At 70.2% G+C, this 14,242-nt stretch carries 9 protein-coding genes; 4 read left to right on the top strand and 5 right to left on the bottom strand.

Going from position 1 to position 14,242, the window contains the following annotated elements; translation table 11 throughout:
* Positions 1-23: 23 nt before the first annotated feature.
* The 3 genes from glpK to AB852_RS24170 all read right to left on the bottom strand — a co-directional run bounded on the left by glpK (position 24) and on the right by AB852_RS24170 (position 3,765).
* A complete protein-coding gene (gene glpK / locus AB852_RS24180) occupies positions 24-1,607 on the bottom strand; it encodes a glycerol kinase GlpK (RefSeq protein ID WP_073792272.1) in 1,584 nt (527 codons plus the stop codon).
* A gap of 93 nt (positions 1,608-1,700) precedes the next feature.
* On the bottom strand, positions 1,701-2,471 hold the full coding sequence (locus tag AB852_RS24175; protein WP_073792271.1) for an MIP/aquaporin family protein: 771 nt from the start codon (positions 2,469-2,471) through the stop codon (positions 1,701-1,703).
* Between the two features lie 526 nt (positions 2,472-2,997).
* Positions 2,998-3,765, bottom strand: coding sequence for an IclR family transcriptional regulator (locus AB852_RS24170; RefSeq protein ID WP_073792270.1), 768 nt, complete (start codon positions 3,763-3,765; stop codon positions 2,998-3,000).
* A gap of 476 nt (positions 3,766-4,241) precedes the next feature.
* Between AB852_RS24170 and metH the strand changes: the two genes are divergently transcribed.
* The 4 genes from metH to AB852_RS24150 all read left to right on the top strand — a co-directional run bounded on the left by metH (position 4,242) and on the right by AB852_RS24150 (position 12,403).
* Positions 4,242-7,763, top strand: coding sequence for a methionine synthase (gene metH, locus AB852_RS24165; RefSeq protein WP_073792269.1), 3,522 nt, complete (start codon positions 4,242-4,244; stop codon positions 7,761-7,763).
* Between the two features lie 254 nt (positions 7,764-8,017).
* Positions 8,018-8,716 (top strand): HAD family hydrolase, encoded by a 699-nt coding sequence (locus AB852_RS24160; RefSeq protein ID WP_073792268.1) that lies wholly within the window; start codon positions 8,018-8,020, stop codon positions 8,714-8,716.
* A gap of 475 nt (positions 8,717-9,191) precedes the next feature.
* Positions 9,192-10,796 (top strand): ABC transporter substrate-binding protein, encoded by a 1,605-nt coding sequence (locus AB852_RS24155; protein WP_073792267.1) that lies wholly within the window; start codon positions 9,192-9,194, stop codon positions 10,794-10,796.
* A 26-nt stretch (positions 10,797-10,822) separates the two neighbouring features.
* Complete coding sequence (locus tag AB852_RS24150) at positions 10,823-12,403, top strand: ABC transporter substrate-binding protein (protein ID WP_073792266.1); 1,581 nt, start codon at positions 10,823-10,825, stop codon at positions 12,401-12,403.
* Positions 12,404-12,498: 95 nt separating this feature from the next.
* On the opposite strand, the gene AB852_RS24145 is transcribed toward AB852_RS24150, so the two are convergent.
* Together AB852_RS24145 and AB852_RS24140 are read right to left on the bottom strand one after the other, a co-directional pair.
* A complete protein-coding gene (locus AB852_RS24145; RefSeq protein ID WP_073792265.1) occupies positions 12,499-13,170 on the bottom strand; it encodes a response regulator in 672 nt (223 codons plus the stop codon).
* Positions 13,171-13,184: 14 nt separating this feature from the next.
* Entirely contained in the window at positions 13,185-14,147 is a 963-nt protein-coding gene (locus tag AB852_RS24140) for a RecB family exonuclease (RefSeq protein ID WP_073792264.1), read from the bottom strand.
* Positions 14,148-14,242 lie beyond the last annotated feature (95 nt).

Here is a 14,242-nt window from a genome sequence, read left to right as displayed (position 1 = left end):
GGGTCGGCGGCGCCGCTGTCCTGTCAGCTCTCGTCGTCCTCGATCCAGCCCATGGTCCGCTCGACGGCCTTGAGCCAGCTCTTGTACTCGCGGTCCCGCTTGTCCGCGTCCATGCGGGGTGTCCACTCGGCGGCCCGGCGCCAGTTGGCGCGCAGCGCGTCGGTGTCCGGCCAGAAGCCGACGGCGAGGCCGGCGGCGTAGGCCGCGCCGAGGCAGGTGGTCTCGGCGACCATCGGGCGCACCACGGGTGCGTCCAGGACGTCCGAGAGGGTCTGCATCAGCAGGTTGTTGGAGGTCATTCCGCCGTCGACCTTGAGCGCGGTCAGTTCGACACCGGAGTCCTTGGTCATCGCGTCGGTGATCTCCCGGGTCTGCCACGCGGTGGCCTCCAGGACGGCGCGCGCGATGTGCGCCTTGGTGACGTACCGGGTGAGGCCCGCGATCACACCGCGCGCGTCGGAGCGCCAGTACGGGGCGAACAGCCCGGAGAACGCGGGGACGAAGTACGCGCCGCCGTTGTCCTCGACGGAGGACGCCAGCGTCTCGATCTCGGCGGCGGACTTGATCAGCCCCATCTGGTCGCGCATCCACTGCACGAGCGACCCGGTGACCGCGATCGACCCCTCCAGCGCGTAGACGGGCTCCTGGTCGCCGATCCGGTAGCCGACGGTGGTCAGCAGCCCCGAGTACGAGTTGATGATCTTGTTGCTGGTGTTCATCAGCATGAACGTGCCGGTGCCGTACGTCGACTTGGCCTCGCCCTCGCTGAAACAGGTCTGGCCGAAGAGGGCCGCCTGCTGGTCACCGAGCGCCGAGGCGACCGGGATACCGCCGAGGAGCTCGCCGAGCGAGCCGCCCTTGACCTCGCCGTAGACCTCGGACGACGAGCGGATCTCGGGGAGCATCTCCATCGGCACCCCGATGGAGGCGGCGATGGAGGGGTCCCACTCCATGGTGTGCAGGCTCATCAGCATGGTGCGGGAGGCGTTGGTGACGTCGGTGACGTGCCGGCCGCCGTCGGTCCCGCCGGTCAGGTTCCAGATGACCCAGGAGTCCATGGTGCCGAAGAGGATGTCGCCCGCCTCGGCGCGCTCGCGCAGGCCCTCGACGTTGTCGAGCAGCCAGCGGGCCTTGGGCCCGGCGAAGTAGCTCGACAGCGGCAGCCCGGTCTGGCGGCGGAAGCGGTCCTGGCCGACGTTGCGGCCGAGCTCCTTGCAGAGCCCGTCGGTACGGGTGTCCTGCCAGACGATCGCGTTGTGCACCGGCTCACCGGTGTTCCGGTCCCACAGCAGGGTCGTCTCGCGCTGGTTGGTGATGCCGATGGCCAGGACGTCGTCCCGGGTGATCCCGGCCTTGCGGATCGCTCCGGCCACGACCTCCTGGACGTTGGTCCAGATCTCGGTGGCGTTGTGCTCGACCCAGCCCGGCTTGGGGAAGATCTGCTCGTGCTCCTTCTGGTCGACCGAGACGATCCGGCCGTCACGGTCGAAGACGATGCAGCGGCTGGACGTGGTGCCCTGGTCGATCGCGGCGATGAACGGGCCGGTGCCGTGCGAGTGGGCGCCCTCGCCCTGGGCGGGGGCGCTGGAGGTGGTGGCGTCGGTCACGGGTCTGCTCCTGGGGATTCCGGGGCCGCGAGCGGGTCGCTCGGGCCGGTGGGGCGCGCGGGTCGTGGTGCGCGGCGGTGGTCGGCGGTGACCTTAAGTGAAGGCGATGTTGTAGATACCGCCCGCGAGTACCCCGCCAATCAGCGGACCCACCACCGGCACCCACGCGTAGCTCCAGTCGGAGCCCCCCTTGTGGGGCAGGGGGAGCAGGGCGTGGACGATACGGGGGCCCAGATCGCGCACCGGATTGATCGCGTACCCCGTGGGGCCGCCCAGGGACAGACCGATACCGACGACCACCAGGGCGGTGATGAGGGCGCCGAGGACGCCGAGGCCGTTGCCCTCGTCGTTGAGGCCCTGGGTGAGGATCGCCAGGACCAGGACGACCGTCGCGATGACCTCGGTGGTGACGTTCTGCACCGCGTTGCGGATCTCCGGAGCGGTGGAGAAGATCCCGAGCACCGGGCCGGGGCCGCTGTCACCGGAAGCCGGGGGAGTGCCGACGATCTCGGGGTCGGTCAGATGGGCCCGGAACTGCCCGTAGTAAGTGATCCACACAAGTACGGCGCCGATCATGGCGCCGAGGAGCTGGGAGCCCAGGTAGACCGGGACATCGGCCCATTCCGTCCCGCCCTCCACGGCGAGTCCGAGGGTGACGGCCGGGTTCAGATGGGCGCCGGAGACGCCGCCGGCCAGATAGGCCGCGGTGAGGACCGCGAAGCCCCAGCCGAAGGTGATGGCCAGCCAGCCCGCGCCCCGGGCCTTGGAATGCTTCAGCGTGACGGCGGCGCAGACCCCGCCGCCGAGCAGGATGAGGACGGCGGTTCCTATGGTCTCGCCGATGAAGATGTCGGAGGTGGACACCCGCGACTCCTTTGTTGCTTGTGTCGCCACACTCTAGCGCGTATTGCCGTTAGGTGTTCGACAATGCCGACCGATGGACGGGAGTCTTTCCCTGGGGTTACCGGCGAGTCAAGGGTTGTGTAATCGAGAACACGATCGTTACTGATCGCGGCCGCCTATCGATCGGCCCCGGGCGGCCCCCGACGGCCCCGATCGGCCCCGGGCGCACCCTTGGCGGGCCCGCCTCGCGCGCGCGGGCGTACGAGCGCGCGAAAGAACTGACGGCAGGACGCGGCACGACACGGCAGGACGACGGCGGGAAGCGGCCGAAGCCGTCGCCGGGCAGCGCGGAACCCGGGGCGGCGGATCAGCGGGGTGGCGGATCGGCGGGGTGGCGGATTACGCGGGGCGGCGCGGGCGCGGAAGGGCCCGGCGCACCCCGGACCAGGGCACCCCGGCGGAGGTGCGGTGCGGTATGGGCGCGGCGGGCCAGGACCGGACGGGCGGCCGGGAACCGGACGAGTGCCCGCCCGGCCGCCGGCAGGCTTTAGAAGCGGCCCGCGCCCAGGTCGCGGGAGACGGACCGCGCACACGCGCGTACCGCCGCGATCAGCTGGGGCCGCAGCTCGCCGTCCTCGCCGCACACCCGCTCCACGGCACCGGTGATCCCCACCGAGCCGACCGGCATCCGGCGCCGGTCGTGGATGGGGGCGGCGACCGACGCGACGCCCTCCCAGGTCTCCTCGACGTCGGACGCGTACCCGCGCGCGCGAGTGAGCCCCAGGGTCTCCTCGAAGGCGTCCGGCTCGCTCACCGTCCGCGCCGTGAACGACTTGCGGTCGGCCTCCAGCGCCTCGCTGTGCGCCACCGGGTCGTACGCCGCGAGGACCTTGCCCAGCGCGGTGGAGTGCAGCGGCTGCATCGCCCCCACCTCCAGCACCTGACGGCTGTCGTCCGGGCGGAAGACATGGTGCACGATCAGCACGCCGTGCTGGTGGAGCACCCCCAGGTAGACGCTCTCCCCGCTGGAGCGGGCCAGGTCGTCCGCCCACACCAGGGCGCGCGCCCGCAGCTCGTGCACATCGAGGTAGCTGTTGCCCAGGCGCAGCAGTTCGGCGCCCAGCTGATAGCGGCCCGAGGCGGGGTCCTGCTCGACGAAGCCCTCCGCCTGGAGGGTCCGCAGGATGCCGTGCGCGGTGCCCTTCGCGAGGTCCAGCGAGGAGGAGATGTCGGACAGGCCGAACCGCCGCTCACCGCCCGCGAGCAGACGCAACATCGCCGCGGCCCGTTCGAGCGACTGGATGTTCTTCGCCATCGCCGCGCCTCCTTGCGTCCTCTGGGTGCTCCACGCCGACCACATGCCGTAGGGCGTTCGGCAATGCTGAACAGTATCGGTCCTTGCCGACCGATTGCCTCCGGGCGGTGAGCGTATGTTTCCACCCGCGGCGCCGCTCCGGGCACATTCGCCGCCGTCGCCGTCCGCGCCGCCCCGGCGAACGGCCCCCGCATCCGCCGCCCCCGGCCGCCCGCGCGGTGCGAAACCACCCGGGCGGCCCAGCGGGACCGCTCACCCGGCCCAGCGCGCACGACCCCGCGCGCCCCGCCGCCCCGCGCACCCGCGGGACCGGACCGGGCCCGTACGCCCGGGGCGGTCGCGGGGCGAACCGCCACGAACCGGTCCGCCCCCTGGACGCTACGGGCGCACCGGGCGGCGGCCCCGCTACCCTGGGCGGGTGCGCCTTCCCGGAGGAGCCGCAAAGCCGACAGCCGTCGCAACCAGGGAGCCCTTACATGGCCTCGTCGCCGACCCCGCCGACCGCGCCCGTTGACAGCCGTACCCGCATCGACGCCCTGCGCGAAGCACTCGCCACCAGAGTCGTCGTCGCCGACGGCGCGATGGGCACGATGCTCCAGGCACAGGACCCGACCCTTGAGGACTTCGAAGACCTTGAGGGCTGCAACGAGATCCTCAACGTCACCCGCCCGGACATCGTCCGGTCGGTCCACGAGGAGTACTTCGCCGTCGGTGTCGACTGCGTGGAGACCAACACCTTCGGCGCCAACTTCGCCGCGCTCGCCGAGTACGACATCCCCGAGCGGGTCCACGAACTGTCCGAGTCCGGAGCCCGGATCGCCCGTGAGGTCGCGGACGAGTTCACCGCGTCGACCGGTCAGCAGCGCTGGGTCCTCGGCTCCATGGGCCCCGGCACCAAGCTCCCCACCCTGGGCCACGCCGCGTACACCACCCTGCGCGACTACTACCAGAGCAACGCGGAGGGCATGATCGAGGGCGGCGCCGACGCCCTCATGGTGGAGACCACCCAGGACCTCCTCCAGACGAAGGCCGCCGTGCTCGGCGCCCGCCGTGCCCTGGAGGCCACCGGCGCCAATCTGCCGGTGATCTGCTCGGTGACCGTCGAGACCACCGGCACCATGCTCCTCGGCTCGGAGATCGGCGCGGCGCTCACGGCCCTGGAGCCGCTCGGGATCGACATGATCGGTCTCAACTGCGCCACAGGCCCCGCCGAGATGAGCGAGCATCTGCGCTATCTCGCCCGGCACTCCCGTATCCCGCTGTCCTGCATGCCCAACGCGGGACTGCCGGTCCTCGGCAAGAACGGCGCCCACTACCCGCTCGGTGCCCCCGAACTCGCCGACGCCCAGGAGACGTTCGTCCGCGAGTACGGACTGTCCCTCGTCGGCGGCTGCTGCGGTACCACCCCCGAGCATCTGCGCCAGGTCGTGGAACGCGTCCGCGGCCTCACCCCGCCCGGCCGTGAGCCCCGCCCCGAGCCCGGCGCCGCGTCCCTCTACCAGACCGTGCCGTTCCGGCAGGACACCGCGTACCTCGCGATCGGCGAGCGCACCAACGCCAACGGCTCGAAGAAGTTCCGCACCGCGATGCTCGACGGCCGCTGGGACGACTGCGTGGAGCTGGTCCGCGAACAGATCCGCGAGGGCGCCCATATGCTCGACCTCTGTGTCGACTACGTCGGCCGGGACGGCGTCGCCGACATGGCCGAGCTGGCCGGACGCTTCGCCACCGCGTCCACCCTGCCCATCGTCCTCGACTCCACCGAGGTCGAGGTGCTGCGCGCGGGCCTGGAGAAGCTCGGCGGCCGGGCCGTCATCAACTCCGTGAACTACGAGGACGGCGACGGCCCCGAGTCCCGCTTCGCCAAGGTCACCGCGCTGGCCAAGGAGCACGGCGCCGCCCTGATGGCCCTCACCATCGACGAGGAGGGCCAGGCCCGTACCGTCGAGACGAAGATCGCCATCGCGGAACGCATCATCGACGACCTCACCGGCAACTGGGGCATCCACGAGTCGGACATCCTCATCGACACCCTGACCTTCACCATCTGCACCGGTCAGGAGGAGTCCCGCAAGGACGGCGTCGCCACGATCGAGGCCATCCGGGAACTCAAGCGGCGCCGCCCGGACGTCCAGACGACCCTCGGTCTGTCGAACATCTCCTTCGGCCTCAACCCGGCCGCCCGGCTCGTCCTCAACTCCGTCTTCCTCGACGAGTGCGTCAAGGCCGGACTCGACTCGGCCATCGTGCACGCGTCGAAGATCCTGCCCATCGCCCGGCTGGAGGAGGAGCAGGTCAAGGTCGCCCTCGACCTCATCTACGACCGGCGCGCCGAGGGCTACGACCCCCTTCAGCGCCTCCTCGAACTCTTCGACGGCGTCGACACCAAGTCGATGAAGGAGGGCAAGGCCGAGGAGCTCGCCGCGCTGCCCCTCGACGAGCGGCTCAAGCGCCGCATCATCGACGGTGAGAAGAACGGCCTGGACACCGACCTCGCCGCCGCCCTCACCGAGCGCCCCGCCCTCGACATCGTCAACGAGACCCTGCTGGACGGGATGAAGGTCGTCGGCGAACTGTTCGGCTCCGGCCAGATGCAGCTGCCGTTCGTCCTCCAGTCCGCCGAGGTGATGAAGACCGCGGTCGCCTACCTCGAACCGCACATGGAGAAGACGGACGCCGACGGCAAGGGCACCATCGTGCTCGCCACCGTCCGCGGCGACGTCCACGACATCGGCAAGAACCTCGTCGACATCATCCTGTCCAACAACGGCTACAACGTCGTCAACCTGGGCATCAAGCAGCCCGTCTCCGCGATCCTGGACGCCGCCGAGGAGCACCGCGCCGACGTCATCGGCATGTCCGGCCTCCTGGTGAAGTCCACCGTGATCATGAAGGAGAACCTCCAGGAGCTGAACCAGCGCGGGATGTCCGCCGACTACCCCGTCATCCTCGGCGGCGCGGCGCTCACCCGCGCCTATGTCGAGCAGGACCTCCACGAGATCTACCAGGGCGAGGTCCGCTACGCCCGTGACGCCTTCGAGGGCCTGCGCCTCATGGACGCCCTGATCGCCGTCAAGCGCGGGGTGCCCGGCGCGACCCTGCCCGAGCTGAAGCAGCGCCGGGTCCGCGCCACCGCCGCGCCCGCCGTGGAGGAGCAGCCCGAGGAGGGCACCGTCCGCTCGGACGTGTCCACCGACAACCCGCTGCCCACCCCGCCCTTCCTCGGCACCCGGGTCATCAAGGGCATCCAGCTCAAGGAGTACGCCTCCTGGCTGGACGAGGGCGCCCTGTTCAAGGGCCAGTGGGGCCTCAAGCAGAACCGCAAGGGCGACGGCCCCACGTACGAGGAGCTCGTGGAGTCCGAGGGCCGCCCCCGGCTGCGCGGCTGGCTCGACAAGCTCCAGACGGAGAACCTGCTGGAGGCGGCCGTCGTCTACGGCTACTTCCCCTGCGTCTCCAAGGGCGACGACCTGATCATCCTGGACGACGAGGGCAACGAGCGCACCCGCTTCTCCTTCCCCCGCCAGCGCCGTGGCCGCCGGCTGTGTCTCGCGGACTTCTTCCGCCCCGAGGAGTCCGGCGAGACCGATGTGGTGGGCCTCCAGGTCGTCACCATGGGCTCCCGGATCGGGGAGGCCACCGCCGAACTCTTCGAGGCCAACGCCTACCGCGACTATCTGGAGCTGCACGGTCTCTCCGTCCAACTCGCGGAGGCCCTCGCCGAGTACTGGCACGCCCGGGTCCGCTCCGAGCTGGGCTACTCCGCCGAGGACCCCTCCGACGTCGAGGACATGTTCGCCCTGAAGTACCGGGGTGCCCGTTTCTCGCTGGGCTACGGCGCCTGCCCCGATCTGGAGGACCGCGCGAAGATCGCCCGGCTGCTGGACCCCGAGCGGATCGGGGTGGTCCTCTCCGAGGAGTTCCAGCTCCACCCCGAGCAGTCCACGGACGCGATCGTCATCCACCACCCGGAGGCGAAGTACTTCAACGCACGGTGACCACCGGGGCCGGGCGGTCACCCGTGGCCACCTGCCCCGGCAGTCCCTCGTGACGGCCCGGCCCCGGATGTCCCGGGCGCCCGCCCGCCCCGGACCGGCACCGTGACGGGCGCGGCCCCGCCCGCCGGGAAGCCGCACCGTTCGCAGAGCCATTCCGGCCGTCAAGTCGTACACTGGTCGGTCCAGCGCAGGCCGGCTGCTGTTCCCACGGGAGCGGCGGTCGGCCTCTTCGTCCCTCATGGAGGTGTGCCCGGATGACCAGTACGGTTCCCGCCCTCGGTACCAGATCCGCCGACGGCTCCCCGCTCCAGGCCGTCCTCCTCGACATGGACGGCACCCTCGTGGACACCGAGGGCTTCTGGTGGGACGCCGAGGTCGCGGTCTTCGCCGGGCTCGGGCACCGGCTGGACGACGCGTGGCAGCAGGTCGTGGTCGGCGGCCCCATGACCCGCAGCGCGGGCTTCCTCATCACGGCGACCGGCGCGGACATCACCCTCGCGGAGCTCACCGTCCTGCTCAACGACGAGTTCGAGCGCCGTATCGGCCGCGCCCTGCCCCTGATGCCCGGCGCCGCCCGGCTGCTCGCGGAACTGGCCGCCCACCGCGTCCCCACCGCCCTGGTCTCCGCGTCCCACCGCCGCATCATCGACCGCGTCCTGCACTCGCTCGGCCACGCCAACTTCGCCCTGACCGTCGCCGGGGACGAGGTGGAGCGCACGAAGCCGTTCCCCGACCCGTATCTGCTGGCCGCGGCCGGGCTGAACGCCGAACCCGCGCGCTGCGCCGTCGTCGAGGACACCGTCACCGGGGTCACGGCCGCCGAGGCGGCCGGCTGCCGGGTCGTCGCGGTGCCCTCCGTGGCACCGATCGAGGCGAGCCCGGGGCGGACCGTGGTGACCTCGCTGGAGCAGGTGAACCTGCCGTTCCTGCACGGTCTGATGAGTCTGAACTGACCGGCCCGCACCGCGTCTGATCAGCGGCCCCGCCCCTCGTGGGCATCCCGTCCGGCGGGGTGCTCCTCCGTACCCGTGACCCGCCAACTGTGCGGCCCCGCCGCCCGGTTCGGGTGAATTGCGTCTCACCCCACGCGGCCCCGGACGCTCCGCACTCAAGTCTCCCGTGTGAGCTTTGCCACCCCGAGGGGGGTCGACAGGGGGCCCGCCCCGTGCCGGTACCGCCCCGGTACGGGACGGAGTCGGGGCTATGTGTCCCGATTGGTGAAAGCGTGGACGGATACCTTCCTCCATCGGTCTTTCGGTGTGTCCGCGCCCCGTTCCGGAGCGTGATGGACGGTCATGGGCCGCCCGGTCGGGGCCCCGTCGGCAGCCGCACTAATCTCGTGGCGAGAACATCGCCGGAACCCCGGACACCGCCCTCACACCCCCGTCGCCGGTGTCATGGGATCAACAGCTCTGGAGAATCCCGCCCATGAACCGCAAGACGTTGGTGCTGCCGGCCGTGATCGGTCTGCTCGCCCCGGTGCTCGCCGCGTGCGGCGGGTCCGACGACGGCGGCCGGGCGGGCGGCGCGATCACGGTCGGCACCACCGACTCGTACACGGCCTCCAAGGAAGCTCCGGCACCTCTCGACCCGGCGTACGCCTACGACGCGGGCTCCTGGAACCTGCTCCGGCAGACCCTCCAGACCCTGATGACCATGCCCCGCGGCGGCGGCGAGCCGGTCCCGGAGGCCGCCAAGGAGTGCGGTTTCACCGACAGCGGCAACGAGCGCTACGAGTGCACCCTGCGGGACGGTCTCAAGTTCGCGAGCGGCGACGCGATCACCGCGACCGACGTCAAGTACTCGATCGACCGGGTCCTCGGCATCAAGGCGTCCACGGGCGTCTCGGGCCTGCTGAGCACCGTCGACACCATCGAGACCCAGGGCTACAAGAAGGTCATCTTCCATCTGAGGACCCCTGACGCGACCTTCCCGTACAAGCTCGCCACCCCTGTCGCGGGCATCGTCCACCCCGAGGAGTACCCCCGGGACAAGCTCCGCACCGGGTTCAAGGTCGACGGCTCCGGCCCCTACACCCTGCGGGCCGAGGTCAAGGGCGACACGATCGCCAAGGCCGTGTTCACCAAGAACGACCGCTACACGGGCCAGCTCACCCCCAAGAACAACAGCATCGAACTCCGTCCCTTCGCCGACGCCGACGCCATGGGCGCCGCACTCGACAAGGGCGACATCGATCTCATGACCCGCACCATGACCCCGGCACAGGTCGAGAAGCTCTCCAGCGCTACGACGGGGGACGTCAAGCTGACCGCGACCCCCGGGCTGGAGATCCGCTACCTCGGCTTCAACACCGAGGCGCCGGTCGTGCGCGACAAAGCCGTCCGCCAGGCCATGGCCCAGATCATCGACCGCGGTCAGCTCGCCTCCACGGTGTACGGCGAGATGGCCGAACCCCTCTTCTCCCTCGTTCCGGCCAACATCACCGGACACTCCAACGCGTTCTTCAACAAGTACGGCGCCCCCAGCGCCGACAAGGCACGCCAGATCCTGAGCAAGGCGGGTGTGACCACACCGGTCAGGCTCACCCTGAACTACACCACCGACCACTACGGCTCCGGCACCAAGAAGGAGTTCGAGGTGCTGAAGACGCAGCTCGATCGCAGTGGTCTCTTCAAGGTCGAGATCAAGGGCACGAAGTGGACCGACTTCCGTGCTGATGGGCTCGACGGCAAATACGCGGTCTACGGCCTCGGTTGGTTCCCTGACTTCCCCGATGCCGACAACTTCCTCGCCCCCTTCCTCGACGAGGGCAATTTCCTCGCGCTGCCCTATGTGAACAGCGCCATCCGTGACGACCTGATCCCCCAGTCGCGCCGGGAGGCAGACCGGCTGATCGCGTCGGACAGCATCGAGGAGATCCAGAACATCGTCGCCGACGACGTACCCGTCCTGCCCCTGTGGCAGGGCAAGCAGTACGTCGCCGCGCGCGACGACATCCAGGGAGTCGAATGGGCACTCGACTCCTCGTCGAACCTTCAGCTGTGGGAGCTCAGCCGGGGAGTCAGCGGCTGATCTCCCTTGGACCGACAAGGTAGATCGTGAATAAGCGCACCCAGTGGTCGGTCCTGTCCATAGCGACAGGACTGGCCGCCGCCACGCTGACCGGCTGCGGTACGGAGGACGGCGACTCCGGCAGTGGAGCCTCGGTAGTGGTAGGCATGTCCGACGACGTCCAGACCACCGACCCGGCCTCCGGTTACGACCCGGGGTCGTGGCTGCTGTTCAACAACGTGTACCAGTCATTGCTGAGCTTCCCGGTCGGCAGCACCGAGCCGGAGCCGGAGGCGGCGCGCAAGTGCGGGTTCACGGACACCCGGACACAGGTGTTCACCTGCACCCTGCGTGACGGCCTCAAGTTCAGCAACGGCAACGAACTCACCTCCGCCGATGTGAAGTTCTCCTTCGACCGGACCCTGCGCATCAACGACGACGCGGGCCCGGCGATCATGTTCCCGATGCTCGAAAAGGTCGAGACACCCGACGAACGGACGGTCGTCTTCCACCTCAACGTCCCCGACGCCACCTTCCCCAGCAAGATCGCCTCCGGCGCGGGATCGATCGTGGACCGCCGCGAGTACCCCGCCGACAAGCTCCGCACCGACGGAAAGGCCGTCGGCTCGGGCCCCTACAAGCTCGACTCGTTCTCCAAGGAGCGCGCCGAGTTCTCCCGCAGCGGCTCCTACAAGGGCCCCGCGGAGATCAAGAACTCCCGTGTCGTCCTGCGTCTCTTCGACGGTGACCAGCCGGCCCTGAAGAAGGCGCTCCTCGCCGAGGACGTCGATGTCGCCTACCGCGGCCTCGAAGCCCAGGACATCGCGGAGATCGAGCGCGACACCAGCACCGGATCCGGGATCGACATCGTCCCCGGCACCAGCGCCGAGGTCCAGCACCTGGTCCTCAACATGAAGCACCCGGTCACCCGCAAGGACGGCGTACGCAAGGCGATGGCGTACCTCATCGACCGGGAAGCCCTGGTCCAGCAGGTCTACGACTCCACCGCCGCGCCGCTCTACTCGATCATCCCGGCCGGTATCACGGCGCACAACACGGCCTTCTTCGACGAGTACGGGTCGCGCCCCGAGCCGGAGAAGGCCAAGAAGGCACTCCGGGACGAGGGCATCACCGAGAAGGTGGACATCACCCTGTGGTCGACGCCGTCCCGCTACGGCCCGTCCACCGACAAGGAGTTCCGGGCGATAGCCGAACAGCTCAACGCCAGCGGGCTCTTCGACGCCAAGGTGCGCTCCGTCGAGTTCGCCGAGTACGAGAAGGGCATCGCCGCGGGCGAGTACGGGGTGTACGTCAAGGGCTGGGTGCCCGACTACCCGGACCCGGACAACTTCACCCAGCCGTTCTTCGGCAAGGGCAACGTCCTGGAGAACGAGTACGTGAACCGCGTCATCACGGAGGAGATCATCCCCGCGACGGCCGCCGAGAACGACCGTTCGGCGACCAGCGGCGACTACGCCAAGCTCCAGAACGCGGTCGCCCGGGATGTACCGATCATCCCGCTGTGGCAGGCGAAGCAGTACGCGGTGGTCCGTGACAGGGTCTACGGGCTGGAGAAGTGCCTCGACGCGTCGACCGTCTTCCGCTTCTGGGAGATCAGCAAGGGCTGACCCCGACCGACCGGGGGCACCACAAGCGCGCCGGCCCGGGTCCGAAGCCAAGGCTTCGGACCCGGGCCGGCGCGCTGCCGTCGCGGGCCGGGGGGCTACTGCGCCCCGGGCCGGACCAGTCCGCTCTCATAGGCGTACACGGCCGCCTGCACCCGGTCCCGCAGGCCCAACTTGGTCAGCACATGCCCCACATGGGTCTTCACGGTGGTCTCGCTGACGAACAGGTCCGCCGCGATCTCCGCGTTCGACAGTCCGCGCGCCACCAGCTTCAGCACCTCCACCTCCCGGTCGGTGAGCGTGTGCAGGGTGTCCGGCACGGGCTCGTCACCCGAGGGCAGATGGTCGGCGTACTTGTCGAGCAGCCGCCGGGTGATGCTCGGCGCGAGCATCGCCTCACCCGCCGCCACGACACGGATGGCCTGCACCAGCTCGTTCGCCGGGGCGTCCTTCAGCAGGAACCCGCTCGCCCCCGCCCTGAGCGCCTCGACGACGTACTCGTCGAGGTCGAACGTCGTCAGGACGAGCACCTTCGCCGGACCGTCCCGGCCGGGACCGGTGATCTGGCGGGTCGCCTCGACACCGTCCATCCGGGGCATCCGGATGTCCATGAGGACCACATCGGGCTGAAGCGCGCGTACCTGGTCGAGAGCCTGGAGGCCGTCTCCGGCTTCGCCGACGACCGCGAGGTCCGCCTCTGCCTCCAGGATCATCCGGAAGCCGGTGCGCAGCAGCGGCTGGTCGTCGACCAGTAGGACACGGATGGCCACGTAAGTCTCCTTCGCTAGTCCCCGCCCATTCTGCCCTGCTCCGGGCTCGCCGCCCCCGGCGCCCCGGGCTCGGCCGGCGGCGGCACGACCGGCAGCGGATAGGGCGGGGGAGTGCCGCCGAACTCCGGGCACACGGCCCGGTGGTCGCACCAGCCGCACAGCTTCGTCGGCCGGGGGCGCCACTCACCGCTCTCCGTCGCCGCCCGGATCGCCTCCCACAGGGTGAGGACCTTGCGCTCGACCCGCTCCAGATCGGCGATCACGGGGTCGTACGTGATGATGTCGCCGCTGCCGAGGTACACCAGCTGGAGACGGCGCGGCACCACACCCTTCAGCCGCCAGACGACGAGCGCGTAGAACTTCATCTGGAACAGCGGGCCGTCGGCGTACTGCGGACGCGGCGCCTTGCCCGTCTTGTAGTCCACGATCCGGACCTCACCGCTGGGCGCGACATCCACCCGGTCGATGATCCCGCGCAGCTTGAGGCCCGACGACAGCTCCGTCTCCACGAAGAGCTCCCGCTCGGCGGGCTCCAGCCGGGTCGGGTCCTCCAGCGTGAACCAGCGCTCCACCAGCTGCTCGGCCTCCGTCAGCCACTGGGCGAGCCGCGCGGCCTCGACGGGCCCCCCGTCCTCCGCCGCGGCGGCGGACGCGTCCGACCCGGCCGCGGCGCCGCCGGCATCGTCCTTGAAGAGGCCGGCCAGCTCAGGTCTGGCCTCCCGCAGCCGGTCCCACTGGCCGGGGATCAGGGCCTTGGCGCGGGGCGCGGTCCGCTCGGCGGCCGGTGCGTCGAACAGCTTTTCGAGTACGGCGTGCACGAGCGTCCCGCGGGTCGCCGCGGCACTCGGCTTCTCGGGCAGCTTGTCGATCACCCTGAAGCGGTACAGCAACGGGCACTGCATGAAGTCGCTCGCGCGCGACGGCGACAGCGACGCCGGACGTGTGGGTGCCACGGCATCGCCGGTACGGGTCTCCATGAGGACAGACCCTACGACCCGCCACCGACACCGATCCGCATACCATCGACGGCAGACCCCTCCGCCCTGCATGATCGGGAGTGAGGGAACGCCGA

The organism is Streptomyces uncialis (assembly GCF_001905345.1).
Classification (GTDB): domain Bacteria; phylum Actinomycetota; class Actinomycetes; order Streptomycetales; family Streptomycetaceae; genus Streptomyces; species Streptomyces uncialis.
Note: the sequence above shows the minus strand (reverse complement) of the source record. Positions and strands in the feature narration are given on the sequence as shown.

Excerpts from the sequence above, each read along its gene's own strand:
- metH (WP_073792269.1), top strand. The coding sequence starts at position 4,242 with ATGGCCTCGTCGCCGACCCCGCCGACCGCGCCCGTTGACAGCCGTACC.
- AB852_RS24170 (WP_073792270.1), bottom strand. The coding sequence starts at position 3,765 with ATGGCGAAGAACATCCAGTCGCTCGAACGGGCCGCGGCGATGTTGCGT.
- AB852_RS24155 (WP_073792267.1), top strand. The coding sequence starts at position 9,192 with ATGAACCGCAAGACGTTGGTGCTGCCGGCCGTGATCGGTCTGCTCGCC.
- AB852_RS24160 (WP_073792268.1), top strand. The coding sequence starts at position 8,018 with ATGACCAGTACGGTTCCCGCCCTCGGTACCAGATCCGCCGACGGCTCC.
- AB852_RS24140 (WP_073792264.1), bottom strand. The coding sequence starts at position 14,147 with ATGGAGACCCGTACCGGCGATGCCGTGGCACCCACACGTCCGGCGTCG.